This is a genomic window from Citricoccus parietis (assembly GCF_042433045.1).
GTDB lineage: Bacteria > Actinomycetota > Actinomycetes > Actinomycetales > Micrococcaceae > Citricoccus > Citricoccus parietis.
The window spans coordinates 261599-287976 of sequence record NZ_JBHLWH010000027.1; the positions used below are offsets into that span (position 1 = coordinate 261599).

27 protein-coding genes and 1 riboswitch are annotated in these 26378 nt (G+C 69.3%); of the genes, 14 read left to right on the forward strand and 13 right to left on the reverse strand.

Going from position 1 to position 26378, the window contains the following annotated elements; all coding sequences use genetic code 11:
• Positions 1-18: 18 nt before the first annotated feature.
• Complete coding sequence (locus ACFFIO_RS10285) at positions 19-252, reverse strand: 2Fe-2S iron-sulfur cluster-binding protein (protein ID WP_378041594.1); 234 nt, start codon at positions 250-252, stop codon at positions 19-21.
• Between ACFFIO_RS10285 and ACFFIO_RS10290 the strand changes: the two genes are divergently transcribed.
• The 4 genes from ACFFIO_RS10290 to ACFFIO_RS10305 all read left to right on the forward strand — a co-directional run bounded on the left by ACFFIO_RS10290 (position 170) and on the right by ACFFIO_RS10305 (position 3151).
• Positions 170-613: a hypothetical protein gene (locus ACFFIO_RS10290; protein WP_378041598.1), complete on the forward strand. Its 444-nt coding sequence runs from the start codon at positions 170-172 to the stop codon at positions 611-613. The genes ACFFIO_RS10285 and ACFFIO_RS10290 overlap by 83 nt on opposite strands.
• Before the next feature lie 179 nt (positions 614-792).
• The gene (locus ACFFIO_RS10295) at positions 793-1641 is read left to right on the forward strand and encodes an SGNH/GDSL hydrolase family protein (protein WP_378041525.1); all 849 of its coding nucleotides are present in this window, start codon (positions 793-795) and stop codon (positions 1639-1641) included.
• Between the two features lie 107 nt (positions 1642-1748).
• Positions 1749-2585: a class I SAM-dependent methyltransferase gene (locus ACFFIO_RS10300; RefSeq protein ID WP_378041526.1), complete on the forward strand. Its 837-nt coding sequence runs from the start codon at positions 1749-1751 to the stop codon at positions 2583-2585.
• Positions 2586-2590: 5 nt separating this feature from the next.
• Complete coding sequence (locus ACFFIO_RS10305) at positions 2591-3151, forward strand: DUF2231 domain-containing protein (protein WP_378041527.1); 561 nt, start codon at positions 2591-2593, stop codon at positions 3149-3151.
• Between the two features lie 4 nt (positions 3152-3155).
• Here the strand turns inward: ACFFIO_RS10305 and metX are convergent, their stop codons facing one another.
• Positions 3156-4277 carry a homoserine O-acetyltransferase MetX gene (metX, locus tag ACFFIO_RS10310; RefSeq protein WP_378041528.1) on the reverse strand — a complete coding sequence of 374 codons (1122 nt, stop codon included), beginning with the start codon at positions 4275-4277 and terminating at the stop codon, positions 3156-3158.
• Positions 4278-4293: 16 nt separating this feature from the next.
• On the reverse strand, positions 4294-5670 hold the full coding sequence (locus ACFFIO_RS10315) for an O-acetylhomoserine aminocarboxypropyltransferase/cysteine synthase family protein (protein WP_378041530.1): 1377 nt from the start codon (positions 5668-5670) through the stop codon (positions 4294-4296).
• Between the two features lie 81 nt (positions 5671-5751).
• A riboswitch (SAM riboswitch) is annotated at positions 5752-5866 on the reverse strand.
• Between the two features lie 203 nt (positions 5867-6069).
• Here ACFFIO_RS10315 and ACFFIO_RS10320 point away from each other — a divergent pair.
• Positions 6070-6726: a VOC family protein gene (locus ACFFIO_RS10320; RefSeq protein ID WP_378041531.1), complete on the forward strand. Its 657-nt coding sequence runs from the start codon at positions 6070-6072 to the stop codon at positions 6724-6726.
• Between the two features lie 30 nt (positions 6727-6756).
• Here the strand turns inward: ACFFIO_RS10320 and ACFFIO_RS10325 are convergent, their stop codons facing one another.
• Positions 6757-7668: a CPBP family intramembrane glutamic endopeptidase gene (locus ACFFIO_RS10325; protein WP_378041533.1), complete on the reverse strand. Its 912-nt coding sequence runs from the start codon at positions 7666-7668 to the stop codon at positions 6757-6759.
• A gap of 90 nt (positions 7669-7758) precedes the next feature.
• On the opposite strand from ACFFIO_RS10325, the gene ACFFIO_RS10330 reads away from it, so the two are divergent.
• The 4 genes from ACFFIO_RS10330 (at position 7759) to ACFFIO_RS10345 (ending at position 11896) form a co-directional block, all read left to right on the forward strand.
• Positions 7759-8871, forward strand: a complete 1113-nt coding sequence (locus tag ACFFIO_RS10330) for a phosphotransferase (protein WP_378041535.1) — start codon at positions 7759-7761, stop codon at positions 8869-8871.
• Positions 8868-9905 (forward strand): cell division protein ZapE, encoded by a 1038-nt coding sequence (gene zapE / locus ACFFIO_RS10335; protein ID WP_378041537.1) that lies wholly within the window; start codon positions 8868-8870, stop codon positions 9903-9905. Before ACFFIO_RS10330 ends, zapE begins: the two co-directional genes overlap by 4 nt.
• A gap of 97 nt (positions 9906-10002) precedes the next feature.
• Positions 10003-10509: a MarR family winged helix-turn-helix transcriptional regulator gene (locus ACFFIO_RS10340; RefSeq protein ID WP_378041539.1), complete on the forward strand. Its 507-nt coding sequence runs from the start codon at positions 10003-10005 to the stop codon at positions 10507-10509.
• Positions 10502-11896, forward strand: a complete 1395-nt coding sequence (locus ACFFIO_RS10345; protein WP_378041540.1) for an MFS transporter — start codon at positions 10502-10504, stop codon at positions 11894-11896. The genes ACFFIO_RS10340 and ACFFIO_RS10345 overlap by 8 nt, the downstream gene beginning before the upstream one ends.
• A 56-nt stretch (positions 11897-11952) precedes the next feature.
• On the opposite strand, the gene ACFFIO_RS10350 is transcribed toward ACFFIO_RS10345, so the two are convergent.
• The 8 genes from ACFFIO_RS10350 to ACFFIO_RS10385 form a co-directional block, all read right to left on the reverse strand.
• Positions 11953-14004: a CocE/NonD family hydrolase gene (locus tag ACFFIO_RS10350; protein ID WP_378041542.1), complete on the reverse strand. Its 2052-nt coding sequence runs from the start codon at positions 14002-14004 to the stop codon at positions 11953-11955.
• A complete protein-coding gene (locus tag ACFFIO_RS10355) occupies positions 14001-15320 on the reverse strand; it encodes an ATP-grasp domain-containing protein (protein WP_378041544.1) in 1320 nt (439 codons plus the stop codon). The genes ACFFIO_RS10350 and ACFFIO_RS10355 overlap by 4 nt, the downstream gene beginning before the upstream one ends.
• Positions 15321-15423: 103 nt before the next feature.
• Positions 15424-16356 carry an aminoglycoside phosphotransferase family protein gene (locus ACFFIO_RS10360; protein WP_378041546.1) on the reverse strand — a complete coding sequence of 311 codons (933 nt, stop codon included), beginning with the start codon at positions 16354-16356 and terminating at the stop codon, positions 15424-15426.
• Positions 16357-16478: 122 nt separating this feature from the next.
• Positions 16479-17993, reverse strand: a complete 1515-nt coding sequence (gene gatB / locus ACFFIO_RS10365; protein ID WP_378041548.1) for an Asp-tRNA(Asn)/Glu-tRNA(Gln) amidotransferase subunit GatB — start codon at positions 17991-17993, stop codon at positions 16479-16481.
• Positions 17993-19552 carry an Asp-tRNA(Asn)/Glu-tRNA(Gln) amidotransferase subunit GatA gene (gatA, locus tag ACFFIO_RS10370; protein WP_378041596.1) on the reverse strand — a complete coding sequence of 520 codons (1560 nt, stop codon included), beginning with the start codon at positions 19550-19552 and terminating at the stop codon, positions 17993-17995. The genes gatB and gatA overlap by 1 nt, the downstream gene beginning before the upstream one ends.
• A 53-nt stretch (positions 19553-19605) precedes the next feature.
• Positions 19606-19902, reverse strand: a complete 297-nt coding sequence (gene gatC, locus ACFFIO_RS10375) for an Asp-tRNA(Asn)/Glu-tRNA(Gln) amidotransferase subunit GatC (protein WP_159549672.1) — start codon at positions 19900-19902, stop codon at positions 19606-19608.
• An 83-nt stretch (positions 19903-19985) separates the two neighbouring features.
• Positions 19986-20639, reverse strand: a complete 654-nt coding sequence (locus tag ACFFIO_RS10380; protein WP_378041550.1) for a GNAT family N-acetyltransferase — start codon at positions 20637-20639, stop codon at positions 19986-19988.
• The gene (locus ACFFIO_RS10385) at positions 20620-20973 is read right to left on the reverse strand and encodes a ribosomal maturation YjgA family protein (protein ID WP_378041552.1); all 354 of its coding nucleotides are present in this window, start codon (positions 20971-20973) and stop codon (positions 20620-20622) included. Before ACFFIO_RS10385 ends, ACFFIO_RS10380 begins: the two co-directional genes overlap by 20 nt.
• A 175-nt stretch (positions 20974-21148) precedes the next feature.
• Here ACFFIO_RS10385 and ACFFIO_RS10390 point away from each other — a divergent pair, with 175 nt between their 5' ends.
• Positions 21149-22045 (forward strand): dihydrodipicolinate synthase family protein, encoded by an 897-nt coding sequence (locus ACFFIO_RS10390; RefSeq protein WP_378041554.1) that lies wholly within the window; start codon positions 21149-21151, stop codon positions 22043-22045.
• A gap of 13 nt (positions 22046-22058) precedes the next feature.
• Here the strand turns inward: ACFFIO_RS10390 and ACFFIO_RS10395 are convergent, their stop codons facing one another.
• Positions 22059-22436, reverse strand: a complete 378-nt coding sequence (locus ACFFIO_RS10395; protein WP_378041556.1) for an ArsR/SmtB family transcription factor — start codon at positions 22434-22436, stop codon at positions 22059-22061.
• Between the two features lie 80 nt (positions 22437-22516).
• Here ACFFIO_RS10395 and arsB point away from each other — a divergent pair, with 80 nt between their 5' ends.
• The 4 genes from arsB to ACFFIO_RS10415 are packed head-to-tail and all read left to right on the forward strand — an operon-like array spanning position 22517 to position 26142.
• Positions 22517-23629 carry an ACR3 family arsenite efflux transporter gene (gene arsB / locus ACFFIO_RS10400; RefSeq protein WP_378041558.1) on the forward strand — a complete coding sequence of 371 codons (1113 nt, stop codon included), beginning with the start codon at positions 22517-22519 and terminating at the stop codon, positions 23627-23629.
• Between the two features lie 28 nt (positions 23630-23657).
• Positions 23658-24104 carry an arsenate-mycothiol transferase ArsC gene (locus tag ACFFIO_RS10405; RefSeq protein ID WP_378041560.1) on the forward strand — a complete coding sequence of 149 codons (447 nt, stop codon included), beginning with the start codon at positions 23658-23660 and terminating at the stop codon, positions 24102-24104.
• A 38-nt stretch (positions 24105-24142) separates the two neighbouring features.
• The gene (locus ACFFIO_RS10410) at positions 24143-24622 is read left to right on the forward strand and encodes an arsenate reductase ArsC (protein ID WP_378041562.1); all 480 of its coding nucleotides are present in this window, start codon (positions 24143-24145) and stop codon (positions 24620-24622) included.
• 11 nt (positions 24623-24633) lie between these two features.
• Entirely contained in the window at positions 24634-26142 is a 1509-nt protein-coding gene (locus ACFFIO_RS10415) for an FAD-dependent oxidoreductase (protein WP_378041564.1), read from the forward strand.
• Positions 26143-26378 lie beyond the last annotated feature (236 nt).

The window sequence follows — 26378 nt, forward strand, 5'->3', positions numbered from 1 at the left end:
GGGATGTTCCTGGGGATGTCAGGCGTCGAGTTTCAGGCGGGGGCACGTGCCGTTGGCGCGGAAGACGCAGATCATCATGGTCTCGCAGGCCGCCTGCTCCGAAGGTGAGTGAATCGAGTCCCGGTGCTCGACGCTGCCTTCGAGGACGGGTGTCTCGCAGGTGCCGCAGGTGCCCTCCTTGCAGGAGGAGATCACCGGCAGCCCGGCCTTCTCTGCCGCCTCCAGGATTGATTCGTCCGCGCCTACGGTGATGGTCTTCCGGGACCGGGCGAACTCGACCTCGAAGGAGGTGTCCGAGCTCGTCCTGCGGCACCAGGGTGACCCGGTCCCCGTACGGTGCCAGCTCGTCGAGGAACGCCATGGAGTCCTTGGTCCGGCCGCCGTAGACCAGTTCCCAGTTGGACAGGTCCTCGGAATCGGAGCACAGGGAATACTGGCGCACGAACGGTTCCCCGTCCGGGTTCGGGACGTGGACGTCCAGGTGGGCGCCGGCCTTCCACGGCGGCAGGTCGCCGCCGTCGGGGTGGGACAGTTCCAGGGACACGACGCCGTCCGAGGCCTCGGCGCGCCGGGCCACCTGGAGGTTGAGCGTGCGGACGGTCCGCTCGCGTGAGTGCTCCACATCGGCCAGGTCCCAGGTGACATGAAGTGACCGGCGTACAGGTAGCAGAGCCATGTGCAGGAATTCCAGCTCGTTGTCTAGTGAAAGACGTGGATCGCCCTCACGATTCGGGATGGAACGAGGAGCTGATGGAAGTGACCGGCGGGTAACCTGGGGCCTAGGATCAGAGCATGTCTTCCAGCACTCCCGGCACGCCCCTGCACCCGATCCACCCCTGGCGCCGCTACGTGGCCCTGGGCGACTCGTTCACCGAGGGCATCGGCGACCCGGACCCGCAGCAGCCCGGCTCGCACCGTGGCTGGGCGGACCGGGTGGCCGAGGAGCTCGCCCACCGGGTCCCGGACAGCGAGCACTTCTCCTATGCCAACCTGGCCATCCGCGGCCGGCTGATCGATCAGATCGCCGCCGAGCAGACCACGCCGGCCATCGAGCTGAAACCGGACCTCATCACCCTCTGCGCCGGGGGGAACGACGTGATCCGGCCGGGCGGGGACCCGGACGCGATTGCCCAGAAGCTGGACGACCTGGTCGGGAACCTCGCCGCCAGCGGGGCCACGGTGGTGCTCTTCACCGGCCCTGACATCCGGGACACCCCTGTGATGGGTCGCATCCGCGGCAAGGTGGCGATCTACAACGAGAACGTGCACACCGTGGCCTTGCGGCACGAGGCTGTGGTGGCGGATCTATGGGCCCTGCGCGAGCTGACCCGGAAGGAGATGTGGGCCGCGGACCGGCTGCACTTCTCCCCCACAGGGCACCACACGATCACCGCCATGGTGCTGGAGACCCTCAACGTCCCCCACGACCTGGTGCCGTTGGAGCCGAAGCCGCCGGTGCCGCGCACGTGGCGTCAAGCAGCCACCGAGGACGTGCTCTGGGCCCGTGAGCACCTGATGCCCTGGGTGCTGCGGCGGTTGCGGCGCCAGTCCTCCGGTGACGGGCTGTCCCCGAAGCGGCCACTCGCCGAGCCGATGTTCGGGCACCCGATGCCCCAGGGCGCGGACAGCTCCGGATCATAGGGCTGCCGGGCTCAACCCGGCGGCGTCGAGGGCTCCCCCCACTGAGGACGCGGTGGGATAATTCTCCTGCGGGGAACGGTTCCTCGCATCTCCCAGGAAGTCCCGTCATGTCAACGACGCCTGTGCCCGAACCATCCGATCTGGACCTGAAGAAGAAGCATCGAGGGATGTGGGCCTCGGGCGATTACCCCACCATGGTGGAGAGGTTTCTCCTGCCCCTGGGACCACGCCTGGTCCGCGCCGCCGGAATCGGCGCTGGGGACCGCGTCCTCGACGTGGCCGCCGGAACGGGCAACGCCTCCCTCCCGGCCGCTGCCGCCGGGGCCGCGGTCACCGCCAGCGATCTCACCCCGGAACTGCTCGACGCCGGCCGTCGCCGGGCAGAGGCCGAGAACCTCGACCTCGAATGGGTCGAGGCCGACGCTGAGCACCTCCCCTTCGGGCAGGGCTCATACGACGTGGTGATGTCATCGATCGGTGTCATGTTCGCGCCCCATCATCAGCCATCCGCCGACGAGATGGTGCGGGTCTGCCGGCCCGGCGGAAGGATCGCCCTGCTGAGCTGGACTCCGGAGGGCATGGTGGGCGCGCTTTTCCGGACCATGAAACCGTTCGCACCGGCGCCACCACCCGGGGCGCAACCGGCACCCCTATGGGGCAGCGCTGACCACCTGGCCGAGCTCTTCGGCGGACGGGTCCAGTTCCACTCCGCCGATCATGGGGTCTTGGAGGTCACGGCCTTCCCGCGGCCCGGTGACTTCGCCGCGCACTTCATCGCGTCCTACGGCCCCACCATCTCCACTCGGGCCCATGCCAGGAGCCAGGGCCGGCTGGACGAATTCGACTCCGCGCTCGATGACCTGATGACGACCTGGAACCGTGGAACCGCCGACGCAGCCCGGTTCGAGATGGAGTACCTGCTCTCCGTCGGCACCAGGAGCTGACCCCCATGCGCAGGACAACGGACTCAGAACCCCTCTCGGCAGCGATATTGCGCACGGTGGCCGAGAGTTCTATGGCGGAACGCCTGGCCGAGGCCCAGCGATTCGTCTACGGGCCGATCCTCGACCGGGTGCGCCACAGCCCCTTCCACACCAACGCCCTCGGCCACTCGGTACACCCGCCCCTCACCGACATCACCCTCGGTAGTTGGATGGGGGCCTCCCTCCTCGACCTGGCCGGCGGGAAGCCGTCACGCCGCGGCGCCACGCTCCTGGTCTCGGCAGGGTTGCTGGCCGCGATTCCGACAGCCCTCGCCGGCGCTGCCGATTGGACGGAGACCGAAGGGACCGATTACCGGATCGGCGCGGTCCACTCGCTGGGAACGGATGCCGCCGTCTTCCTGTTCCTGGGGTCCCTCGTCGCCCGCCTCCGGGACCGTCACACCCTCGGGGTCGGACTGGCTGCGGCCGGCAACGCCGTCGCGGCATCTGCAGGATTCCTCGGCGGCCATCTGGCCCTGACACGGGGCATTGCGGGACGGGCCGGGCCGACTGAGCGCGGCGGGTGAGGACCTAGAGTCCGAGCACCCGCGTCATCTCCGCGGCCACCTGGTCCAGGTCCGTCAGGAACCCGTCATGACCGATCGGCGAATCGATCATGTGCACCGTGACGTCACCGGGCAGTTGGCGCGCGAGTTCCTGGGACTGGCCCGGGAAGTACAGGCGGTCGGACTCGACGGCGGCGATGAACGGTGTCACCCGGATGGAGCCGAGCACCTCTGCCTCCGGGCCCCGGCCGCGGGAGACGTCGTGGCTCATCAGGGCCTCGGTCAGGACCAGGTAGCTGTTGGCGTCGAAGCGCTTGACCAGCTTGGCCGCCTGGTAGTCCAGGTAGGACTCGACCTGATAGCGCCCCTGCCGCCGGACCGGCTCGCCGAACGGGTTCTCCTCGGGCTGCGCGGCGCGCCCGAAGCGGGCGACCATGTCCGGTTCGGACCGGTAGGTGATGTGCGCGATCTTGCGGGCGATGCCCAGGCCGCCGTCCGGCGTCGGGCCCGGATAGTAGTCCCCGCCGCGGAAGTTCGGGTCCAGGGTGATGGACTGCACCTGCGCCTGAGCGAAGGCGATCTGCTCGGCGGTCGAATGCGCGCCGCAGGCGATGACGGCCATGCCGGCCACGCGGTCGGGGTAGGTCGCGGCCCACTCCAGGGCGCGGGCGCCTCCCATGGAGCCGCCGATCACCGCCTGGAAGCGCACGATGCCCAGCGCGTCCGCCAACCGCGCCTCGGCGTGGACGGAATCGCGGATGGTGGTGAACGGGAAGCGGGAGCCCCAGGGATTGCCCTCCGGGTCCAGCGAGGACGGTCCGGTACTCCCGTAGCAACCGCCCAGGATGTTCGGGGCGATCACGAACCAGGTGTTGGTGTCGATGGCGCAGCCGGGGCCGACGACGCCCTCCCACCAGCCCTCCTCCGGACCACCGGAGGAGGCCGCCACGTGCGTGGACCCGGTCAGGGCATGCAGCACCAGCACGGCGTTCGACTTCTCGGCGTTGAGCCTGCCCCAGGTCTCGTAGGCGATCTCCGCCTCCGGCAGGTGCCCACCGGTCTCGAAGTCCAGGGCGCCGATGCGCTGGGTGTGCAGGCCGCCCTCGGGGAGGCCCGTGGAGGTCGGCTGGGGGGTGGTGGTGGTCATGCGAATACCTCCGGACCTAGGCGCTCACGTCAGCCGCGGCGAAGCCGTTGTCAAGATCGGCCAGGATGTCCTCGATGCTCTCCACGCCCACGGACAGGCGGACCAGGCCGGGGGTCACGCCGGCGGCACGCTGCTCCTCCTCGGTGAGCTGGGAGTGCGTGGTGGACGCCGGGTGGATGACGAGCGAGCGGACGTCACCGATGTTGGCCACGTGGTGGTGCAGCCGCAGTGCATCCACAAACCGGGCCCCGGCCTCACGGCCGCCGGCGATCTCGAAGGAGACGAAGCCGGCCGGGCCCTTGGGCAGGTACTGCTTGGCGCGCTCGTGCCACGGGCTGGAGGCCAGCCCCGGGAAGATGACCGTCTCGGCCAGGACGTGGTCCTCCAGGTACTCGGCCACCTGGCGGGCGTTGGCCACGTGGCGCTCCATGCGCAGGGACAGCGTCTCGAGCCCCAGGTTGAGGAGGAAGGCGTTGAAGGGGCTGATCGCACTGCCGTAGTCGCGCAGCAACTGGACCCGAGCCTTGAGCACGAAGGCCAGGTTGGCGCCGAGGATGCCGTCCACACCGAGGTCCCGGGCGAAGACGATCCCGTTGTAGCTCTCATCCGGGGTGTTGAAGCCCGGGAAGCGCTCCGGCTGGGCGGCGAAGTCGAAGGTGCCGCCGTCCACGATCACACCGCCCATGGCCGCGGCGTGGCCGCCGAGGTACTTGGTGGCGGAGTGGACCACGATGTCCGCGCCGTGCTCGATCGGACGCAGCAGGTACGGGGTGGCCAGGGTGTTGTCCACGATCAGCGGCACCCCGGCCCCGTGGGCGACGTCGGCGATGGCGCGGATGTCCAGCACGTCCCCGCGGGGGTTGCCGAGGGTCTCGCCGAACAGCGCCTTGGTGTTGTCCTGAATGGCGTTCTTCCACGCCTCCGGGCTGTCCGGATCCTGCACGAAGGTGGTGATGATGCCGATCTTGGCCAGGGTGTGCTTGAACAGGTTCTGCGTGCCGCCGTACAGCGAGGCCGACACGACGACGTGGTCCCCCGCACCGGCGAGGTTGAGGATGGAGAAGGTGGTGGCGGCCTGACCCGAGGCCAGCAACAGTGCCCCGACCCCGCCCTCCAGGGCGGCGATCTTGCCCTCCACGGCCTCCTGCGTGGGATTGCCGATGCGGGAGTAGATCGGGCCGAGGTCCTTCAACGCGAAGCGGTCCGCGGCGACCTCCGCGGAGGGGAAGTCGAACGAGTTCGACTGGATGATCGGCAGCACGGTGGCGCCGTAGGGGTTCTCCTCCGGGATACCGGCATGGACCTGGCGGGTCTCGAAGCCCCACTGGGCCGGATCGGCGGCGGCCTCGGTGTTCGGGGTGGCGTTCGGGGTGTTATTGGGGGTGTCAGTCACGTGACGGCTCCTGTCAGTCCAGGGCCACCTGCAGGGTGCCGGCGGGCACGGACATCGTCCAGCAACCCGACGCGGCGTGGTGGCCCGCGCTTGCCGGTGCCGGTTGGCACCTGCCTGGTCCTCACCCGGGGCACCCCACCGCGAGCTGGAGGGTTGCCGGCCAGCAAGCCGGGGCTTGATGCTGGCACTCATGACCTTCATCAAGTCTGCCAGATCGGCTCCGGGGATTCATCCCCGGCCACCAGGGAGCGTCGCAATGCGCCTCACGGTGGGGTTCGTGTGGCCATCGCCCTCACGAACTTCGGCCTCCAGCATCGGACGGCCGTGAGGCCTGTGACCTCGACCACATTTCAAGTGAGGTTAACCTAACCGGCCCGTGACTGAAGAAAGTGCGACGATATGGGCATGATGCGCCTGGATCACGTCTCGTACGCCGTTGGACCCCAAGAAGGACTCGCCGCCACGGTGGCCCGCCTCGCCGAAACGCTCGGCATCGAGCGCGTCAAGGGCGGTGTCCACCCGCGCTTCGGCACGCGCAATGCGATCTTCCCGCTGCGCAACCGCCAGTACCTCGAGGTGGTCGAGGTCCTGGACCACCCCTCCTCCGAGAAGGCTCCGTTCGGCCAGGCCGTGCGCGCCCGCTCCGAGATGGGCGGCGGCTGGATGGGCTGGTGTGTCACCGTGGACGACCTCGCCCCGTTCGAGGAGCGCCTGGAGCGCCAGTCCGTGCCCGGCAACCGCAAGTTCCCGGACGGCCGCGAACTCACGTGGCGCCAGATCGGCATCAAGGGCCTCATCGCCGACCCGCAGGTCCCGTACCTCTTGCGCTGGGATGAGGGCACCGAGGACCTGCACCCCTCGCAGGCCCACACACCCCAGGCCGAACTGTCCTCCATCACGATCGCCGGCTCCCGCGACCGCGTGCGCGGCTGGCTGGGCCTGGACGATTCAGAGGAGACGGTCGAGGACCTCAACGTGGTCTTCGAATCGCCCTCCGGCACCCCCGGCATCCTCGAGGTCACCTTCGAGACCCCCAAGGGCACCATCACCCTGTAGTTCCTTCAGGGTCAGGTGCCGCAGCCGGGGTCAGGTGCCGAACAGGCCCGCCGCCGCCAGCAACGGGTAGGCCACGAACCCGGCGGCATCCAGGAGGAAGTGCGCGATCACCAGCGGCATCACCCGCCGGTATCTCAGGTAGACCGCGCCGAACACCAGCCCCATGAGCAGGTTGCCGACCCCCGGGCCCACCCCCTGGTAGAGGTGGTAGGCGCCGCGCAGGACGGCGCAGCCCACCAGCACAGCCGCGGGATGCAGGGGAACGACGGCGCCGCTCGCCCAGGTGCGCAGCCCGCCCTCGCTGCCGGGCCGGCTCGGTTCGAGCCCGGCGCGCCGCTGCTGCAGGTAGCCGATCCGGTCGAAGAGCCACGCCACCACGATGATCTCCTCCAGCAGCCCGTGCCGCAGGGCGGAGAACAGCAGCACCGGGGTGGTCCACCAGTACTCGTTCAGCGCGCTGCCGACGATGGCCGTGGTGACGCCGGCGGCCCGTCCGGCCGCGTAGACCGCCAGGGTCCCGAGGCCGATCGCCAGGAACAGCCCGATTCCGAGGCCCACGTCCCTGCCCGGCCGGCGGAAGTCCAGGCCGAAGGTGCGGAACGGGTTGCGCCCCCGGATCCACACCAGGTGCAGCACCAACAGCACCGGAATCAGGGCGAAACCGATATCCAGCAGCTGGTACATCAGGTCGAAGTACTGCCGATCATCCAGCGCCGGGTTCAGGGTGGTGGTCTGCCCGGACAGGGGCGCCTGCGTCCACTTGTCGATGAGGTTGACGATCGCGTAGACCGCCGACTTCCCCAGGGACAGCGCCAGCACGATGGCGATCTCCCAGCGGACCATCCGGGCGGAGGGCGCCGCCAGGGCGTCGAACCCCTCTGACACTGCCGGACGGGTCGGCGGAGTCGGGACGTTCGGAGACGGCGAAGCTGGGGTGGTCACCGCCCCAGTGTAGGAGTGCCCGAGACCCCTGGCCTTCCGACCCCCTCGTCCCGCCACGGTCAGAGCCGGCCGCCGCGCTACCGTGGATCCATGGCCTCCGCACCGACTCCTGACGACGTCGCCGCCGCCTGCGCCGCGGCCGCCCGACCCTTGGCCTCTGCCCTCGCCGCTGACGACGGACTCGCTCGCCGGCTGTCCGAGGCGGACTGGCCTGCCGGCGTGATCGACGAGGGCGGACAGTTCCACCGGGTGCTCGTGCTGCCCGGAGTGGGCGCCGTGCGGATGACCCGCACCCACGAGGCCGCGGCACACCTCAGCGACCGCATGGCCACCCTGCAGATCCTCAGCACGACGGCGGCGCTCCCCTTCGCCGTGCCCGTGCCGCTGACCGAGGTGGTCGGGGAGGCGGACGGACTGCCGGCGGGGATGGCCGCCGTGGTGCAGGAGTACCTCCCGGGCGAGGCGCACCCACCGCACGCCGGCGAGGTGCCGGTGCTGCGCGAGCTGTGCCGGACGCTGGCGGGGATCGACACCGCTCCCCTGGCACCCCACCTCGGCCCGCCGTTCGCCTACCGTGGCCCCTGGACCGCGGAGAAGGTCGCTGCAGTGCAGTCGGTGCCGTCGATCCTGGCGGCGTCGCACGGGCCCGGCGTCTGGACCGACGGATCACCGGAAGCCCCCGGAGGCGCGGCCTCAGCGGACCGCTGGGCCGAGACTGTCGCCACCCTGACCACCACGCACACCGCGTGGACGGAGGATCCGGTGGTGACGCCGACACTGGTCCACGGGGACCTGGCCGGGCACAACATGCGATGGCAGCGTTCTGCCGTCGAAGGGGTCGGACGTGACGGAGATGCCGGAGAGCGGTGGCACCTGACCGGGATCCTGGACTGGGACCTGGCCGCCGTGTGGGACCCGGCACTGAACCCGGCCTACCTGGCCCTGTGGCACGGCGAGGAGAAGCTGGAGGCCATCGCCCGGGACGCCGACGAGGCCCTCCGGGGACGGGTGTGGCTGGGATGGATGGCCCTGGAGACGATCTACGATGCCTCCCTGCGTGATGGGGCGGCGAGCGAGATCCCGCCGGCGAACTGGCCCAAGCTGTTGCGGAAGGTGCTCCCCCGCATCGAACGAGCCGCCGAGGCGCTGGGCCGGTGGCACGCCGAGCACGCGCCGGCGGCCGGCGCGGTAGACGGCCGGTGAGCGGCCGGCGTCGGGAACGGGGCCCGTGGCCGCACCTGCGGGAGACGACCCTGACGGCCGCATTGGAGGCGGACGGCAAGGTGTTGGATGCAGGGCAGCGGGCCACCGTGCAGCTGCTGACCGGGCGGAGGATCACGCGCGGGGTGTACCTGCACGGAGGGGTGGGGCGCGGGAAGACGTGGCTGGGCGCGGAGTTCTTCAACGCGCTCGAGGTGCCGAAGCTGCGGCTGCACATGCATGCCCTGCTGGGGCAGGTGAACCAAGTGGTCGCGAGCGCCCAGTCGGGCCAACCGATCGGGATCGACCACGCGGTGGCACGGATCGTCGGGGACGCCCGGCTGGTGTTCATCGACGAGTTCCACGTCCATGACGTCGGCGATGCGATGCTGCTGCGCCGTGTCCTGCCCGGTTTGCTTTCCCTGGATGCCGGGCTCCTGCTGACCTCGAACTACCCGGCCGACGGTCTGCTGCCGGACCCACTGTTCCACCACACGATGGTGCCCGTGATCGAGATGATCCAGTCCTCCCTGACCGAGTGGCAGATCCCGGACGGGGTGGACTACCGGCCGTTGAACGCCGGTGACGGCCGGGGCGCGGGCTTCGCCTCCGGATCCTGGACGGTCGCCGGATCGCCGGGGCCGAAGGCGGCCGGGAGCTCCGCGCGCGTGCCGGTGGGGTTCAGCGGGACCCGGCAACTCGAGGTTGCCGCCGCCGATCCGGAGGCCGGCGAACTCGTGGCCGGCTTCGGCCAGCTGTGCGGCGCCCCGGTGTCCGTGCAGGACTTCCTCGGGCTGGCGCGGACGTACTCGAGGTGGCACCTGCTGACGGTGCCGCGCCCCGAGGAGATCGACGTTCAGGCGTTCCAGCGCTTCGCCTTCCTCGTGGATGTGCTGGTGGACGCCGACCTGCGGCTGGACGTGGAGGCAGCGCTGCCCCTACACGAGTGGGTCCGGGCCGCTCACCTGCCCCGGGATGCCGACCGGTTCCTCAGCCGACTGAGCCTGCTGGGCCTCGGACGGACGAACACCGCCTGAACTGACCCGCCAGCGTGGTGGGGCTGGCCGACCATCGAGAACGTGACCTCCCCTACATACGCAAGCAACTTGATCAAGTTGCTTGTAGGGTTGGGGCGTGCCCCCTGACCTGAACTCCGATTCCGAGCCGACCGCCGAACTGCTCGAGGCGCTGATCCCGATCCTGCACCGGATCCACGTGGAGCGAACCCTGTCCCCCGGCAAAGTGGGGATCCTGCGCCACGTCGCCGAGAACGGACGGGCCAGCACAGCCGAGCTGGCCGTCAAGGTCCAGGTCAGCCCTCAGGCCATCTCGCTCGCGGCCCGGGAACTCGAGGCTCTGGGGCTGGTCGAGCGGATCCCGGATGTGACGGATCGGCGGCGCTCATGGATCCACCCCACCGAGGCGGGCCGACTCAAACTGGCCGAGGAGACCCGGACCGGCCGCGCATGGCTCTACGAGGTCGTCCGCGAACGCCTGACGCCGGAGGAGCTGCAGTCGCTCGTCTCCGCCATCCCGGTCCTGCGCAAACTCACGACCGAGACGGCGTCCGAGACACTCTCACCGGCCGCGTCAACGCCTGCGCCTACGCCTGAGACAGCTTCCGAGGAGCCGCATGACTGATACCCCTCTCCGCCTGGAGCCGGCCCTGGTCTACGCGGCCCTCTGCACGGCCGTGGTCAGCTCGCTGGGCATGCTGCTGGTGCCGTCCGTGGCTGAGGACATGGGCGTCGCCGTGAGCACCGCCCAGTGGATGCTCACCGTGAACCTCCTGGTGGGCGCCATCGCGACCCCGGTGATGGGCCGGATCAGCGACGGGCCGAACCAGAAGCGGTTGCTGCTGGTGTCCCTGACCGTGATCCTGGTCGGGTCAGTCGTGGCCGCCCTGGCACCGAACTTCACGGTCTTCCTCATCGGCCGGGCCCTCCAGGGCCTGACCTACGGCATTGTCCCGGTGACCATTGCCCTGGCGCGCCGGTATCTCGCCGGGCCCCAGGTGCAGCCGGCCATCTCCAGCCTGTCCGTCACGGTGAGCACCGGGCTCGGCATCGGCTATCCGCTGACCGGCATCATCGCCGGGCTGGTCGACTACCGGTTTGCCTTCTGGTTCGCCGCACTCTTCGTGATCTCCGCGATGGTGGTGGTCACCCGGACCGTCCCCGCCGGTGGTGACGTCCATGCCGTGCGGGCCCCCTTCGACACGGCCGGCGCAATCCTGCTGGGCACCGGCCTGGGCAGCCTGCTGCTCGGCATCAGCGAAGGGCCCACCTGGGGCTGGTCCTCCCCCTGGACCCTCGCCACCCTGGTCCTGGCCGCCGTCCTGCTGACCCTCTGGGTGCGGACCTCACTGCGCTCGCGCCACCCGCTGATCAATCTGCGCGTATTCGCCAACGGTGAGGTATTGCTGGCCAACGCCTCGGCCATCGGGCTCGGCGCCGCCATCTACATCGGCCTCTCGGTCTCCAGCCTGGTGGCCCAGGCCCCGGCGTCCAGCGGATACGGGCTGGCCCTCCCGGTCTTCTGGGCCGGCTTCGTCATGTTGCCGTTGTCCGTCGGCAGCTTCACCGCCAACCGGATGGTCCGCCGCCTCTCCCATCGGGTGCCTCTGACGGCCCTGTTGCCGATCGGGGCCGGACTGGCCGCGGCCTCCGGGATACTCCTCTGGTTCGCCCACACGGAACTCTGGGAGGTCCTGCTCGGCATGTTCCTCTTCGGCCTGGGCATCGGCTCCAGCTATGCGGCCATGCCCGCCCTGATCGCCCGGAACGTGGCGGCCGAGGGCCTGGGCAGCTCGGTCAGCTTCAACCAGGTGCTGCGCACCATCGGCAGCTCTTTCGGCACCGCGGCCGCTGCAGCCATCTTCGCGGTCACCGCAGATCCGGGCGGCCAGACCACCGATGCCGGGATCACCGGCGCCTTCGCCCTCGGCGCCCTGGTGTGCCTGGCGGTGTGCTGCGCCCTGCTGGCCCGGGCGGCGGTGCGGAGGTTCAGCAGTCGCCGCCCGGAGTAGGCCGACCAGGGACGCCCACCCGGCACCTGGCCGGAGGGCGGTGCCGGGCACGAGGACTACACGAGATCCCGCGGGACGCGGCGGTGCCAGCTCTGCGAGTAGACGCGAGGATCACCGCGCTGGGCGTCCAGTTCATAGGCGTCGAGTTCGGCGTCGATGATGAACTCCGTGGGCGTGGAGGTCAGCACCGTGTTGGTGGTGACCTCGGCGCCCCAGTCCTGACGCTGGATCCGGCGCACGGTCCGGGTCTCGCCGCGCACGGAGTTCACGTCATTCCAGCGGAAGCTGTACCACTCCTCGGTCCCGCGCCGGATGTGGGTGTCGGTATCCTCAATGCGGAAGGCGCCCTGGTCATTGGCGATCTCCAGAGTGGAGACGTTCGTCGCCAGGTCGCGGGTGACCCGCCAGTGGTGCTGACCCGGCTCGGTCTGGGTGATCTCCAAGGGGGTGGCGGCCTCCGGCTCCTCGAACTCGCGCAGCCGAGCATCCTCCGCCCTGGGGCTCCGCACCGGGACGCTGAGACTGCTGGCTCCGGTGGTCAGCGTGACGGTGGCGGCCTCCGGGGAGGGCCAGACGAGGGGCCAGTACGACGTCGAGATGGACAGCCGGAGCCGGTGCCCGGCCGGGAAGGTCTGTGCGATGCCGTTCAGCGGCACCGTGACCCGGTACTTCTTCCCCGGCTCCAGTGGACTCGGGTCCTCGCTGCCGTCCCGGTGGGTGAGGTTGAGCAGGCCGTAGGTCACCCGGGTGGCCTCGCCGTCCAGGTTCACATCGGACAGCCGCACGGCCAGCATCGCCACCGGCTGATCCGCGGAGACCTCGAAGTGGCACTGCGGCAGGCCCAGCATCTCCAGGTCCTCCGTGAGGGGCCGTGATTCGTAGAAGATCGACCCACCGTCCTCCTCGCGCTGATCGAAGGGCAGGTCCGGAACGGCCGCGTAGGACGCCCATTTGCCGGCGAACATGCCCACACTCAGCGGCGATTTCACCGCGACCTCGGCGTCGGACTCGCCGTGCGGATCAGCGTCCGAGCCGACTTCTTCCAGGTGATGGCCACGCAGGGTGAACTCGCGGTTCTCGATCTCCGGTGCGGGCCACCGGTCCTCTGCGACCCAGCGACCGGGCCGGTCCTCGTAGGAGGCGGCGGGCGAGACACTGTCCTGCATCCATACGCGCAGCATGGGTTCGTCCATCACCCCGGTGTCCTGGCCCTTGAGCCAGTGGTCCCACCACCGCACCGCCTCCTGGAGGAAGCCGATGGCCGGGCCCGGCACGCCGATGTGCGGATACTTGTGGCCCCAGGGGCCGATGAGCCCCTTGCGCGGGACGTCCAGGTTCTCCATCAGGCGGAACACGGCATTGGTGTAGCCGTCGGCCCAGCCGCCGACCGCCATCACCGGGCACTGCACCTGGCTGTAGTCCTCACAGACCGAGGCAGTCTTCCAGTAGTCATCGCGCCGCTGGTGCTCTAGCCAGGTCTCCAGCCACAACCCACTGCCGGACAGCCGCTCGTGCCACATGTCCCGCCACCGTTCACCCACGATCTGCGGATCGGGCGGGAGGCTGTTGAAGGCGAACATCACCGTGGCCTCCGAGAGATTGTCGCCAAGCAGGCACCCGCCCATGTAGTGCATGTTGTCCACGTAGATGTCGTCCGTGGCCGAGGCGCTGATGATGGCCTTCAGAGCCGGGGGCTGGCGGGCCGCCAGCTGCAGGCTGTTGAACCCGCCCCAGGAGATGCCCATCATGCCCACCTTGCCGTCACACCACGGCTGCTCGGCCAGCCACGCGATGACGTCCTCGGCGTCCTCGTGCTCCTGAGTCCGGTACTCGTCCACTATGACGCCGTCGGAGTCGCCGCTGCCGCGCATGTCCACCCGGGCGCAGACGTAGCCGTGCCCGGCCATGTACGGGTGGTTCAGCTCGTCTCGAGCGCGGCTGCTGTCCCGCTTCCGGTAGGGGATGTACTCCAGGATGGCCGGAACCGGCTGCTGCTCGGCGTTGACCGGCATCCAGATCCGGGCGGCCAGCCGGGCACCGTCCCGCATGGGGATGTACACGTTCTCGATGACCCGCGTCTCATGCGGGAACTCGGTGATGGTCTTCATCGTCCTCCCTCCTCGTCGTCAACGTCAGGCCCTGCACTGGCGTACTCGAACGGAAGCTCCTTCACGATCTGCGCGTGGAGTCGGCCCAGCTCGTCGTGGCTACTGGCCCCCAGATAGAACTTGCCGACGACGTATCGGTAGCTGTCCTGGCCGGCCAGTTCGGAGAGCCGGTCCCCCTCATGCACCGTCGAGGTCAGGACAATTCCCGGGTACCGTTCCGCCAGCGCCGCCTTGTCCTCCTCGGTGGGCACGCGGGTGACCACCGCGTCACCGTCGTGGAAGACCATGCACTGAGCGGCCACGTGGAACTGACCTTCCCGTTGGGGCATCCGCGGTTCCCGATTCAGCGCGATGTCGATGGCGACTTCGTGGTTGGAGGCCCCGTCCACCTTGGCGAACAGGTCGCTGTGGGACTGTGAGATCCGGGTGTTGACCTCGATCATCCACAGCTGGTCCGCCTCCTCGTCCCACATGAACTCGGAGTTGAAGCAGCCGTTGTCAAAACCGACGTGCTTCATGTACCGCTCGGTGGCATCGATCATGCGCTGCTGCACATTCTCCGGCACGCTGCTCGCCGGGTAATCCAGCCGGTCGAAGCTGGTGCCGTCGGCATCCTTGTGCATGTCCAGGACCCCGTGGACGCGGAACGTCCCCCGGAACACCGTGCCCTCCGGTGCGGCCTGGGTACCCTGCACGAACTGCTCGGCCAGGCAGGTGTTGCCGCCCCACTGCTGCAGTTCCGGAGGCAGGTCCACCATGGACAGGGCGGCGTCGAAGGCGTCACCGATCTCCTCGATGTGCTCCCGGATCTCGGCCAGGGCCTCGTGGAAGCCCGCCTCGTCCTCGATCTTGAAGCCGAGGTTTGAGGAGTGGGCCTTGACCGGCTTGACCCAGAACGGGAAGTCCAGATCGATCGTGTCCAGCGCGTGGTCGTCAAACGGGTCGAAGGCGGCGAAACCGGGCACGCACTCCGGAATGCTGGCCCGCTGTTCCAGCCGGCTCCAATACTTGTGCTCGCACTTCAGGATGCTCTCCAATGAGGGGGCTGGCAGGCCGCGCTCGGCCGCCAGGATCGGCACCATCACGCTGACGGGGAAGTCCCAGTGGGCGATGATCGCATCCACCGTCCCGTCGAAGGCATCGAGCTGGCTCCGGGCGGCCGCCAACAACTCCTCGAAATCGATCTCGGCCGTTTCCACGAGCCGCTCGTAGTCGAGCACGTTGTGGAACGCCAGGTTCTCAGCACCAGAGACGGTCTCGAGTTCGTGCCGCTGGACCTCGGTCATGCCCAGGACGTGGACGTTGGTCTTTGCCATCTGATGCACCTATCGTCGTCGAACAGCTCTTCTCGAGCCTGCGGCCACCGTAGGCACGGCCGTGGACGGAACACAACGTGGGACCGGACGGGCGCGTCGAGCCTCAGGCCAACAAACCCCGCCCCAGCGGGCGCAACGCCTCCCCCGGGGACTGGGCCGCGAAGATGAGCGCGTAGTTCACCGCCCAGCCCTGCGCCCGGGCCCACAGGGCAGGATCGGGAACCTGGCCGGCGTCGTAGGCGGCCATGAAGGCCTCCCGGCCGTAAGGTGAGAAATGCAACAGGGCCGAGCCCAGGTCCGAGGCCGGATCCCCGGCACACAGGTCACCGAAATCCACGAGTACCGGAGAACTGGCCATGGGCCCCGGTCCGACGCCGGCCAGCACCGTGTTGTTCGGATGCGGATCCCCGTGGAGCCAGACCCGGGGACCGGCGTACGGCGCCGCATTCACCGCCCGCCTCCAGACCTCGGCGAGCTGGTCCCGGCGTTCCCGGCCAAGACCACCGGCCAGGGCATCCCACCGCCGGGCGAAACGGTCCTCGATGTCCGCGAGGCCTATCCCGCGGAAGGCGCTGGCGGGGGCGTCCTCGGGTGCCGGCTGGTGCAGCCCACGCAGGGTGGCGGCCAGGTTGGGAGCGTAGGCATCCCGGACCTCGAGGGGTACGTGAACCGCCGGTGTCCCCTCCACCCAGGGGACCACCGCCCAGCGGAACGGGTAACCGGTGCGTGGCACCCCGGTGCGGACCGGCGTCGGGATGGCAGGAATGGCGTGGTGTGGCGTGCCGGACGGCAAGCCGGCCAGCTGGGACGCCAGCCGCGGCAGCCAGGCGGCCTCCCGGTCAAGCAGCGTCTCGGCCTGGGCATGCCGGGGCAGGCGGAGGGCGAGGCGCTCCCCGAGCCGGACCATGGTGTTGTCCCAACCGCGGACCGGCTCCCCCAGCGGCATGTGGGCGAGGTCTGGGTGCTGCTCTCTGAGCAGGGCGCGGACCTGCGCCGGGTCGATGACCGGTTCACCGTCACGCAAGTCCCAGGGCATGCTGCCCCTCTCTGGGAACCTGGTCTCTGGGCAACTGGCGGTCGAAAAAGCCCCATAATTTCCCGGATTCAGGGTAATTATGGGGCGTTCTCGACCTGCAGATACAGAGGCTGATGGGTGGACTACTCGCTGACGCCCAACTGCTCCATCACGATCTCGCGGACACGGGCGGCATCGGCCTGGCCGCGGGTGGCCTTCATGACGGGGCCGATCAGGGCACCGATGGCCTGCAGCTTGCCGGCCTTGATCTTGTCCACCACGCCCGGGTTCTCGGCGATGGCGGCCTCCACGGCGGCGTTCAGCGCGCCGTCGTCCGAGACCACGGCAAGCGAGCGGGCCTCGACGATGCCGCGCGGAGCACCCTCGCCGTCGGCGACGAAACCGAGGACCTGCTTGGCCAGCTTGTCATTGATGGTCTTCTCGGCGATCAGCGCCTCGACCTCGACCACGTCCGCCGGGGTGACCCCGAGCTCGGCGATGTCCTTCTCGGCGAGGTTGGCCAGGCGGGCGATCTCCCCCATCCACCACTTGCGGGCCGCAGAGGCACTCGCACCGGCCTCGATGGTCGCGGCGATCTCGTCCAGCACGCCGGCGTTGACCACGTCCCGGAACTCCTCGTCCGAGAAGCCCCAGTCCGCCTGCAGGCGCTTGCGGCGCTCGGCCGGCGGCTCCGGCAGCTCGGCGCGCAGGCGTTCGATCCACTCCGCGTTCGTGTGGATCGGCACGAGGTCCGGCTCCGGGAAGTAACGGTAGTCGTCCGCATCCGACTTGGGACGGCCCGAGGTGGTGGTGCGGGTGCCCTCCTGCCAGTGCCGGGTCTCCTGCGTCACGGTGCCGCCCGAGGAGAGGACGGCGGCCTGGCGCTGGATCTCGTACGTCACGGCATGGGCCACGGCCCGGGTGGAGTTGACGTTCTTCGTCTCGGTGCGGGTGCCGAACACGGTGGTGCCCTTGGGCATCAGGGACACGTTGGCGTCGCAACGGACGTTGCCGCGCTCCATCCGGGCGTCCGAGATACCGAGGTTCTTGACGATGTCCCGGATCTGGGTGACATAGGCCTTGGCCAGTTCGGCGGCGCGCTCACCGGCCCCGGTGATCGGCTTGGTGACGATCTCCACCAGCGGCACGCCGGCGCGGTTGTAGTCCACCAGCGAGGAGGCGGCATCCTGGATGCGGCCGGAGGCCCCGCCCTGGTGGGTCAGCTTGCCGGCGTCCTCCTCCATGTGCGCGCGCTCGATCTCCACCCGGAAGACCGTGCCGTCCTCGAGTTCGACGTCCAGCCAGCCGTCGTGGGCGATCGGATCGTCATACTGGGAGGTCTGGAAGTTCTTCGGGGTGTCCGGGTAGAAGTAGTTCTTCCGGGCGAAACCGCAGACCTCCGCGATCTGGCAGTTCAGTGCCAGCCCGAGCTTGATGGAGTACTCCACGGCCTTGCCGTTGACCACCGGCAGCACACCCGGCAGGCCGAGGTCCACCGGGGTGACATTGGTGTTCGGCTCGTCCCCGAAACCGTTGGGTGCCGAGGAGAACATCTTGGTCCTGGTGTTGAGCTCCACGTGGACCTCGAAGCCGAGCACGGGCTCGTACTGGGCCATCGCCTCGTCGAACGTGAGCACCTCGTCAGTGACGGCGGCCATCAGTTCTCTCCTCCTGCAGTTGCGGTAGCGGGGGCGTTCCCGACGCCGGCCGGTGCGGCGGCGCTCGAGGCGGCCAGTTCCGGGGCCTGTGCCCAGAAGGGGACGCCCCAGGCCTCCTCAAGGCGGGACTCGAGTGCGGCGGCGGCGCGGTACATGGTGGCGTCGCCCCGGGCGGGGGCGAGGAACTGGATGCCCACGGGCATGCCCTCGGACAGGCCGGCCGGCACCGAGATGCCGGGGATGCCGGCCAGGTTGGCGGGGATGGTGGCGATGTCGTTGTTGTACATGGCCACCGGGTCATCCAGCTTCTCCCCGAGGGGGAAGGCGGTGACCGGCGAGGTCGGCGAGATCAGCACGTCCACCTGCTCGAACGCGGCGGCGAAGTCGCGCTGGATCAGGGTGCGGACCTTCTGCGCCGAGCCGTAGTAGGCGTCGTAGTAGCCCGCCGAGAGCGCGTAGGTGCCGAGGATGATGCGGCGCTTGACCTCGTCACCGAAGCCGGCCGCACGGGTGGCACCCATGACCTGCTCGATGGTGCCGCCGCCGTCCGGGACCACGCGGTTGCCGAACCGGACACCGTCGAACTTGGCGAGGTTGGAGGAGACCTCCGAGGGCATGATCAGGTAGTAGGCGCCCAGGGCGTAGCCGAGGTGCGGGCAGGAGACCTCGGAGACCTCTGCCCCGGCGTCCTTGAGTACCTGCACCGACTCCTGGAACCGGGCCAGCACGCCCTCCTGGAAGCCCTCGCCCTCGAGCTCGGCGATGATGCCGATGCGCAGGCCGGCGAGTTCGCCGTTGCGGGCGGCCTCGAGCAGTCCGTCCATGGGCTCGGGCAGCGAGGTGGAGTCCTTGGGGTCGTGACCACCGATGAGCTCCTGCAGGGCGGCGGCATCGGAGACGGTACGGGTCACCGGGCCCACCTGGTCCAGGGAGGAGGCCATGGCAATGACACCGTAGCGGGACACCGCACCGTAGGTCGGCTTGGCGCCCACGGTGCCGGTGACGGCGCCCGGCTGGCGGATCGAGCCGCCGGTGTCCGTGCCGAGGGCCAGGGGGGCCATGAAGGCCGCCACCGCGGCGGCGGAGCCACCCCCGGAGCCGCCGGGGATCCGGCCCAGGTCCCAGGGGTTACGGGTGTCACCGAACGCCGAGTGCTCGGTGGAGGAGCCCATGGCGAACTCGTCCAGGTTGGTCTTGCCGAGGATCGGCAGGCGGGCCGCGCGGATCTTCTCCACCACGGTGGCGTCATAGGGGCTCATCCAGCCCTCAAGCATCTTCGAGGCCGCGGTGGTCGGCTGGCCGACGGTGACGATGAGGTCCTTCACCGCGATGGGCACGCCGGCCAGCGGGTGCAGGTCCTGCGCCTCGGTGCCGCCGGCGGCGCGGATGGCGTCCACCTCGGCGGCCACGGCGAGCGCCTCCTCGGTGTTGACGTGCAGGAAGGCGTGCACGCCGGTGCCTTGGCCGTCAGCCGGGCCGTCCACCGCGGCGATGCGGTCCAGGTGGGCCTGGGTGAGCTGCACCGAGGTGATCTCGCCGGCGCGCAGGCGCTCGGCCATCTGCAGGGCGGTCAGCTTGATGAGTTCATTCGCGGAGAGTTCAGTCACGCCGATCACTCCCCGTCCAGGATCGCGGGGACCTTGAACTGGCCGTCCTCGGCGTCCGGTGCCATGGCGAGTGCCTGTTCCTGGGTGAGCATGCCCGAGGGCACGTCCTCACGGAACACGTTGCGCAGCGGGATCGGGTGGGACGTGCGGGGCACGTCCTGGCCGGCGACTTCGCTGACCGAGGTGATGGCATCCATGATGAAGGCGAGCTCTCCGGACATCTTGTCCAGTTCGTTCTCGTCCATCCGGATGTGGGCCAGTCGCGCCAGGTGGGCGACGTCCTCACGGGTGATGGCGGACATGAATCTCCTGTGGTTCCGCGGGCGGGGTGGTTCGGTCACCCAGTCTAGTGGGGACTACTGGCGGGCTGGGTTCAGCACTGGGTTCAGACCGAGCGCCGGTAGACCCAGTACAACGGGTCCTCGCCCGACGTCGGCGCCTGGCCGATGTCCGGGAGGCGCCAGTCCCGCTCGGGGACCCGGACGAACCCCTCGGACTCGTAGAGCCGGTGCGCTCCGGTCATGGTCACCATGGTGGTCAACACGATGGCGTCGATCCCCTCCAGCTGTTCGGCCCGGTCGATCGCGGCACGGACCAGGGCACGGGCCACCCCGCGGCGCTGGACCCGCGGGTCCACCGCCAGCATCCGGAACTCGAACTCACCCTCGCGGGCGGTCTCGGACATCGGCATCCCCGGCAGGGTCAGCACCACCGAGCCGGCGACGACGGTGCCCGCCGCGCTGGGCGTGGCCGGGCCGGCCAGCGCAGTCGCCTCCACCTCTCCGACGAGGACGCGGGCCTGGCGAGCGCGGGTAGCCACGTCCTGGAGGTTCGCGATGTATTCGTCCTCAGGGTCGATATGACCGCCGTCGATGTAGGAGGTCACCGTGAGGTGCGCGATCGCCGCATGATCCTCCGCCTGCGCGTCACGCACCGTGACGCCTGGCACGCGCGAGGCCGCCTGCGGCCACCCGGCGGCGCGGAGGGCCGGGTGCAGGTCTTCGGTCGGGTCGGCGTTCTCAGGGCGTTCGTGCGGCACGGCTGAATCCTACGCCGAACAGACGGTCGGCGGCGTAGGCGAGGGCGACCCCTCCGGCATAGGCCACCAGGTCCGCGAACCCGAACGTGGTGCCCAGGACCAGGCGCAGCGGTGCCCACAGTGCTCCCAGCTCCGCCGAGAGACCGGTGAGCTGGAGCAACTCCACCGCCAGGCACACGGTCAGCGCCAGGCCGGCCGCGAGGACCCGGGGCCGGGCCGGAAGCAGGATGGCGACGAGGAGGTAGATCAGCACGGCATACAGGGTGTCTCCGGCCGGACCCGTCCAGGCTGCCGTGCTGAGGGCGCGGATGCCCAGCCCGAGCGCAATGGTCACGGGGACGGCGGCGCCGAGGAGAAGGCACCTGGTGCGGGCGGGGACGGCCTGGGTCGGCTCAGAGATGGCAGCCGCCTTCCGGGAGGTGGTTCGGGCTCCCGTTGAGTGTAGACACGAGTCTCGCTGCTGTACCGTGTGCCACTCTGGTGGTGAACCACCACCAAGGAGCACGACCATGATTACCGGGCTGAGCGCCTTCCCCCTCACCCCTCTGCGCCACGACGAGGTGGATGAGCCCGCCTTCATCGGGTTGGTGGAGCGTCTGGTGGCCGCCGGCGTCGATTCCATCACCGCGCTCGGCTCGACGGGATCGTACGCGTACCTGGACCGGGACGAGCGCGCCCGGGTGGCCCGCGCCGCCGTCGCGCATGCCGGGGACGTGCCCGTCTTCGTGGGCGTCGGTGCCACCCGGACCTCTCAGGTCATGGCCCATGCCGAGGCGGCGCAGGAGGCCGGCGCTGCGGGACTGCTGCTGGCGCCGGTGAGCTACCAGCCGCTGACCGAGGATGATGTCTTCGAGTTGTTCAGGACGGTGACGAGCAATTCGTCCGTGCCGGTGATCGTCTACGACAATCCGGGCACCACGCGCTTCACCTTCACCACGGAGCTGTACGCGCGGATCGCCGCGCTCGGAGGGATCGCCTCCATCAAGATCCCCGGCGTGCCCGCGGATCCGGAGGCCGCCCGGACCCACGTCCAGCAGATCCGCGATGTCCTTCCGGCAGAGGTGACCATTGGTGTCTCCGGGGATGCCCACGCGGCAGACGGCCTGCTCGCCGGCTGTGATGCCTGGTACTCGGTCATCGCCGGGACCCTGCCCGAGGCGGCCCTGAGGATCGTCCGGGCCGTCCACCAGGGCTCACCGGCGGAGGCACAGGTGGAGTCCCAGCGCCTTGCTCCGCTCTGGGAGCTCTTCGCCCGGCACGGCGGGAGCATCCGGGTGATGGCCGCCGTGGCGGAACAGCTGGGGCTGGCGCAGGACTCCAGCCTGCCGTTGCCGCTGCTGGGACTGACGGAGGACCAGCGAGCCGAGGTGGCCCGGGTGATCGAGGTACTCGGTCTGGAGGGTTAGAAGCCGTCTCGGGTCAGCCGATCTCGAGCAGCCCGCGCAGGGTGGCAAAGGCCTCCGGCACCACGGTGTAGTGCGCCCATTTGCCGCGCTGTTCGCGGGCGATCAGACCGGCGTCGACCAGCTTCTTCATGTGGTGGCTGACGGTCGACTGGCTGATGCCCAGGTCCTCGGTGAGGTCACAGGCACAGACCGCCTCGCACCCTTGCGCGGCCACGTGGGACAGCAGGCGCAGTCGCATGGGGTCGGCCAGAGCCTTGAACATGCCCGCTGAGCGCTGAGCGTCGTCGACGCCGATCGGACCGGCCGAGAGGGAGCAGCACCCGGATGAAGCGGAGGCCGAGTGGTGGCGGTCAGAGGCGTCAATGGCGGTCTGGGTAGCTGTCGGTACCATCGCCCCATCTTACATTGACGCTCATCGATATGACCAGTAGTGTTCCCATCGATGGTTATCGATACGAGAGTTGGGCCTGCATGAGCACCACCACCGCCCGGCCCCAACCGGTGATGAAGGAGATGTCCTTCCTCGACCGTTGGCTGCCGGCCTGGATCCTGTTGGCCATGGTCGTCGGGCTGACCCTGGGCCGCTTCATTCCCGGCCTGAACACCGCCCTGGAAGCGGTGAAGATCGGCGAGGTGTCCCTGCCGATCGCCATCGGCCTGCTGGTGATGATGTACCCGGTGCTGGCCAAGGTCCGCTATGACGAGACCCACCGCGTTGCCGGGGACAAGCGGCTGATGATCACGTCCCTGGCATTGAACTGGATCGTCGGACCGGCCCTGATGTTCGCCCTGGCCTGGATGCTCCTGCCGGACCTGCCCGAGTACCGCACCGGCCTGATCATCGTCGGCCTGGCCCGCTGCATCGCCATGGTCTTCATCTGGAACGACCTGGCCTGCGGGGACCGGGAGGCCGCCGCCGTCCTGGTGGCCATCAACTCCGTCTTCCAGGTCATCGCCTTCGGCGCCCTGGGCTGGTTCTACCTTCAGATCCTCCCGTCCTGGCTGGGGTTGCCGACCACCTCGGCCGACTTCTCCGTCTGGTCGATCGTGCTCAGCGTCCTGGTGTTCCTGGGCATTCCCCTGCTGGCCGGGTTCCTCACCCGTCACTTCGGCGAGAAAGCGAAGGGACGCACTTGGTACGAAGAGACATTCCTGCCCCGCATCGGCCCCTGGGCCCTCTACGGACTGCTGTTCACCATCGTGCTGCTGTTCGCCCTGCAGGGTGAGGCCATCACCACCAACCCGTGGGATGTCGCCCGGATCGCCCTGCCCCTGCTGGCCTACTTCGTGCTGATGTTCGGTATCAGCCTCATCGCATCCAAGGCCGTCGGGCTGAACTACGCCAAGTCCACCACCGTCGCCTTCACCGCCGCCGGCAACAACTTCGAGCTGGCCATAGCCGTGGCCATCGGCACCTTCGGCGTCACCTCCGGCCAGGCCCTGGCCGGCGTCGTTGGTCCCCTGATCGAGGTGCCCGTGCTTGTCGGGCTTGTGTACGTTTCCCTGTGGGCCGGCCGCAAGCTCTTCCCCGGCGACTCCACCCTCCCCGCTCGCGCTGAGACCGTCTCCGCGACCCGCGCCTGAACCTTCGCCCGACAGGAGACCCGTAGAGATGACCACCGAGCCACGATCCTCATCCAGACCCTCCGTGCTGTTCGTCTGTGCCAAGAACGGCGGCAAGTCCCAGATGGCCGCGGCCCTGATGGAACACCACGCCGGCGGCACGGTCGAGGTCCACTCCGCCGGCACCAAGCCGGGCGAGACGCTCAATGCGCTCTCGGCCGAGGTCGTCGCCGAATCCGGCGCGGACATGTCCGCCGGGCGCCCCAAGCCCATCGACCCGGGGCTGCTGGCCCGCGTGGACCGCGTGGTCGTCCTCGGCGGCGAGGCCGAAGTCGAGCCGCTCGAAGGCATGGCCGGCACCATCGAGACCTGGCACACCGACGAACCCTCCGCCCGCAGAATCGAGGGAGTCGAGCGGATGCGCCTGGTCCGCGACGACATCGACGCCCGCGTCAGGGTCCTGCTGGCCGAGCTCACCGCCACCCGCACCTCCTGAACCGCACTGTCTGAACCACCCCAGAAAGAGATGATCCGATGACCGCAGAGACCGCCCCGGAGACCACCAAGACGGCAGAGAGCATGACGACGGAGAAGCCCTCCGTGCTCTTCGTCTGCGTGCACAACGCCGGCCGCTCCCAGATGGCTGCCGCATACCTGTCGCACCTGGCCGGCGGACGGATCGAGGTCCGCTCCGCTGGCTCGGCACCGGCCGAGTCGGTCAATCCGGCAGCCGTGGAGGCGATGACCGAGGAGGGCATCGACATCAGCGCGAACCAGCCCAAGGTGCTGTCCGAGCAGGCCGTGAAGGATTCGGACGTGGTCATCACCATGGGGTGCGGAGACGCCTGTCCATTCTTCCCCGGCAAGCGCTATGAGGACTGGAAGCTGGAAGATCCGGCTGGCCAGGGCATTGAGCGCGTGCGCCCCATCCGCGACGACATCAGGGCTCGAATCGAGCAGCTCATCACCGAGCTGCTGCCCGACCCCTCGGCGCCGTCCACACCGAACGGTTGAGGAATACCCCCATGGTTGAGGCCTTTTCCACCACCACGCCCCCACGCACCGAGGCGCAGCACCTGCCGGTCGTGGTCATCGGGGCCGGACCCGTCGGGCTGGCGGCCGCGGCGCACCTGCTCGAACGGGGCCTGACCCCACGGATCCTCGAGGCAGGGCCCGACGTCGGCGCCTCCATCCGCGCGTGGGGTCACACCCGCCTGTTCTCACCCTGGCAGTACAACATCGATTCTGCCGCCGAACGACTTCTGGAGACCTCGGGCTGGACCGAACCCGACGCCCAGGCCCTGCCCACCGGCACCGAACTGGTCGAGCAATACCTGGAACCCCTGGCCACCACCACCTCGCTGGCCGAACACGTGCGCACCGACACTCGGGTCCTCGCCGTGACCCGGGCCGGGATGGACAAGACCCGCACCACCGGCCGGGCCGACGCCCCGTTCCTGGTCCGAACCCAACACCCCGACGGCACCATTGAGGATTTCCAGGCCTCCGCGGTGATTGACACCTCCGGAACGTGGACCCGGTCCAACCCCCTGGGCCAGTCCGGACTGCCCGCCCCCGGCGAGGACGAGGCGATCGCGGCCGGGCGCATCACTACCGCGTTGCCGGACGTCACCGGCCGGGATCGGAAGCGGTTCGCCGGCCGGCATGTGCTCGTCGTCGGGGCCGGCCACTCGGCCGCCAACACCCTGCTCGAGCTCGGTTCCCTGGCCGAGGATGAGCCGGACACCCGGATCTCGTGGGCCGTGCGCTCGGCCGACGTCTCCAGCGTCTACGGCGGCGAGGACCGCGACGAGCTGGCCGCCCGCGGCGCGCTGGGCACCCGGCTGCGCCGCCTGGTGGATTCCGGGGTCATCGAGATCCACACCTCCTTCACCATCACCAACTTCACCACCACAGAGCATGGATTCTCTGTTCATGCCTCCACTCCGACCGGCGAGCAGACCTTGGCCGTGGATCGGGTGGTCCCGGCCACCGGGTTCCGCCCGGACCTGGGCATGCTGTCCGAACTCCGGCTGGAAATGGACCCGGCCGTGGACGCACCCCGCCAGCTCGGCCCGTTGATCGATCCGGAGTTCCACTCCTGCGGTTCCGTGGCCCCACACGGGGAGCGGACACTCGCCCACCCCGAGCCGGGGTTCTACATCGCGGGCATGAAGAGCTACGGGCGGGCCCCGACCTTCCTGATGGCCACCGGCTATGAACAGGTCCGTTCCATCGCCGCCTCCCTGGCCGGGGACCAAGCCGCCGCTGACGCCGTGCAACTGGACCTGCCCGAGACCGGGGTCTGCTCCACCGACCTGGGCGGATCCTGCGACGCACCGGCCCCCTCAACCCAGGAAGCAGACCAAGGCTGCTGCGCCCTCGTCTCCGAAGAGTTGGGAAACGTACGCCCCGAACGTGTTTCTCTGGTTGTGAAGCGCACTGGTGGAACACCACCCGATTCCACGAGGTCCTGGAATCCGGACCCTTCCAGCATCGAAAGCACCGACCATCAGGCCCGAGAAGCCACTTAGGACACGTCAAGCTCGTCCGTGCCGTCGCCTAACCATCCATTGATGGGAACGATCGCAGCGCTTTCGTTGGCCGCCCACGCGGGCCACTTTTCTCATCAGATGATTCCCATACTCCCCGGTACCGGGAACTCACCGGTTGCACCTGGCAAGCCGCTGCCGGCAGCCTGTCCAGTAGTGCCCCATAGAGTGGTGTAACGCACAGGTGGCAAGGCACGTCGTTCCAGACGTGGACGCGG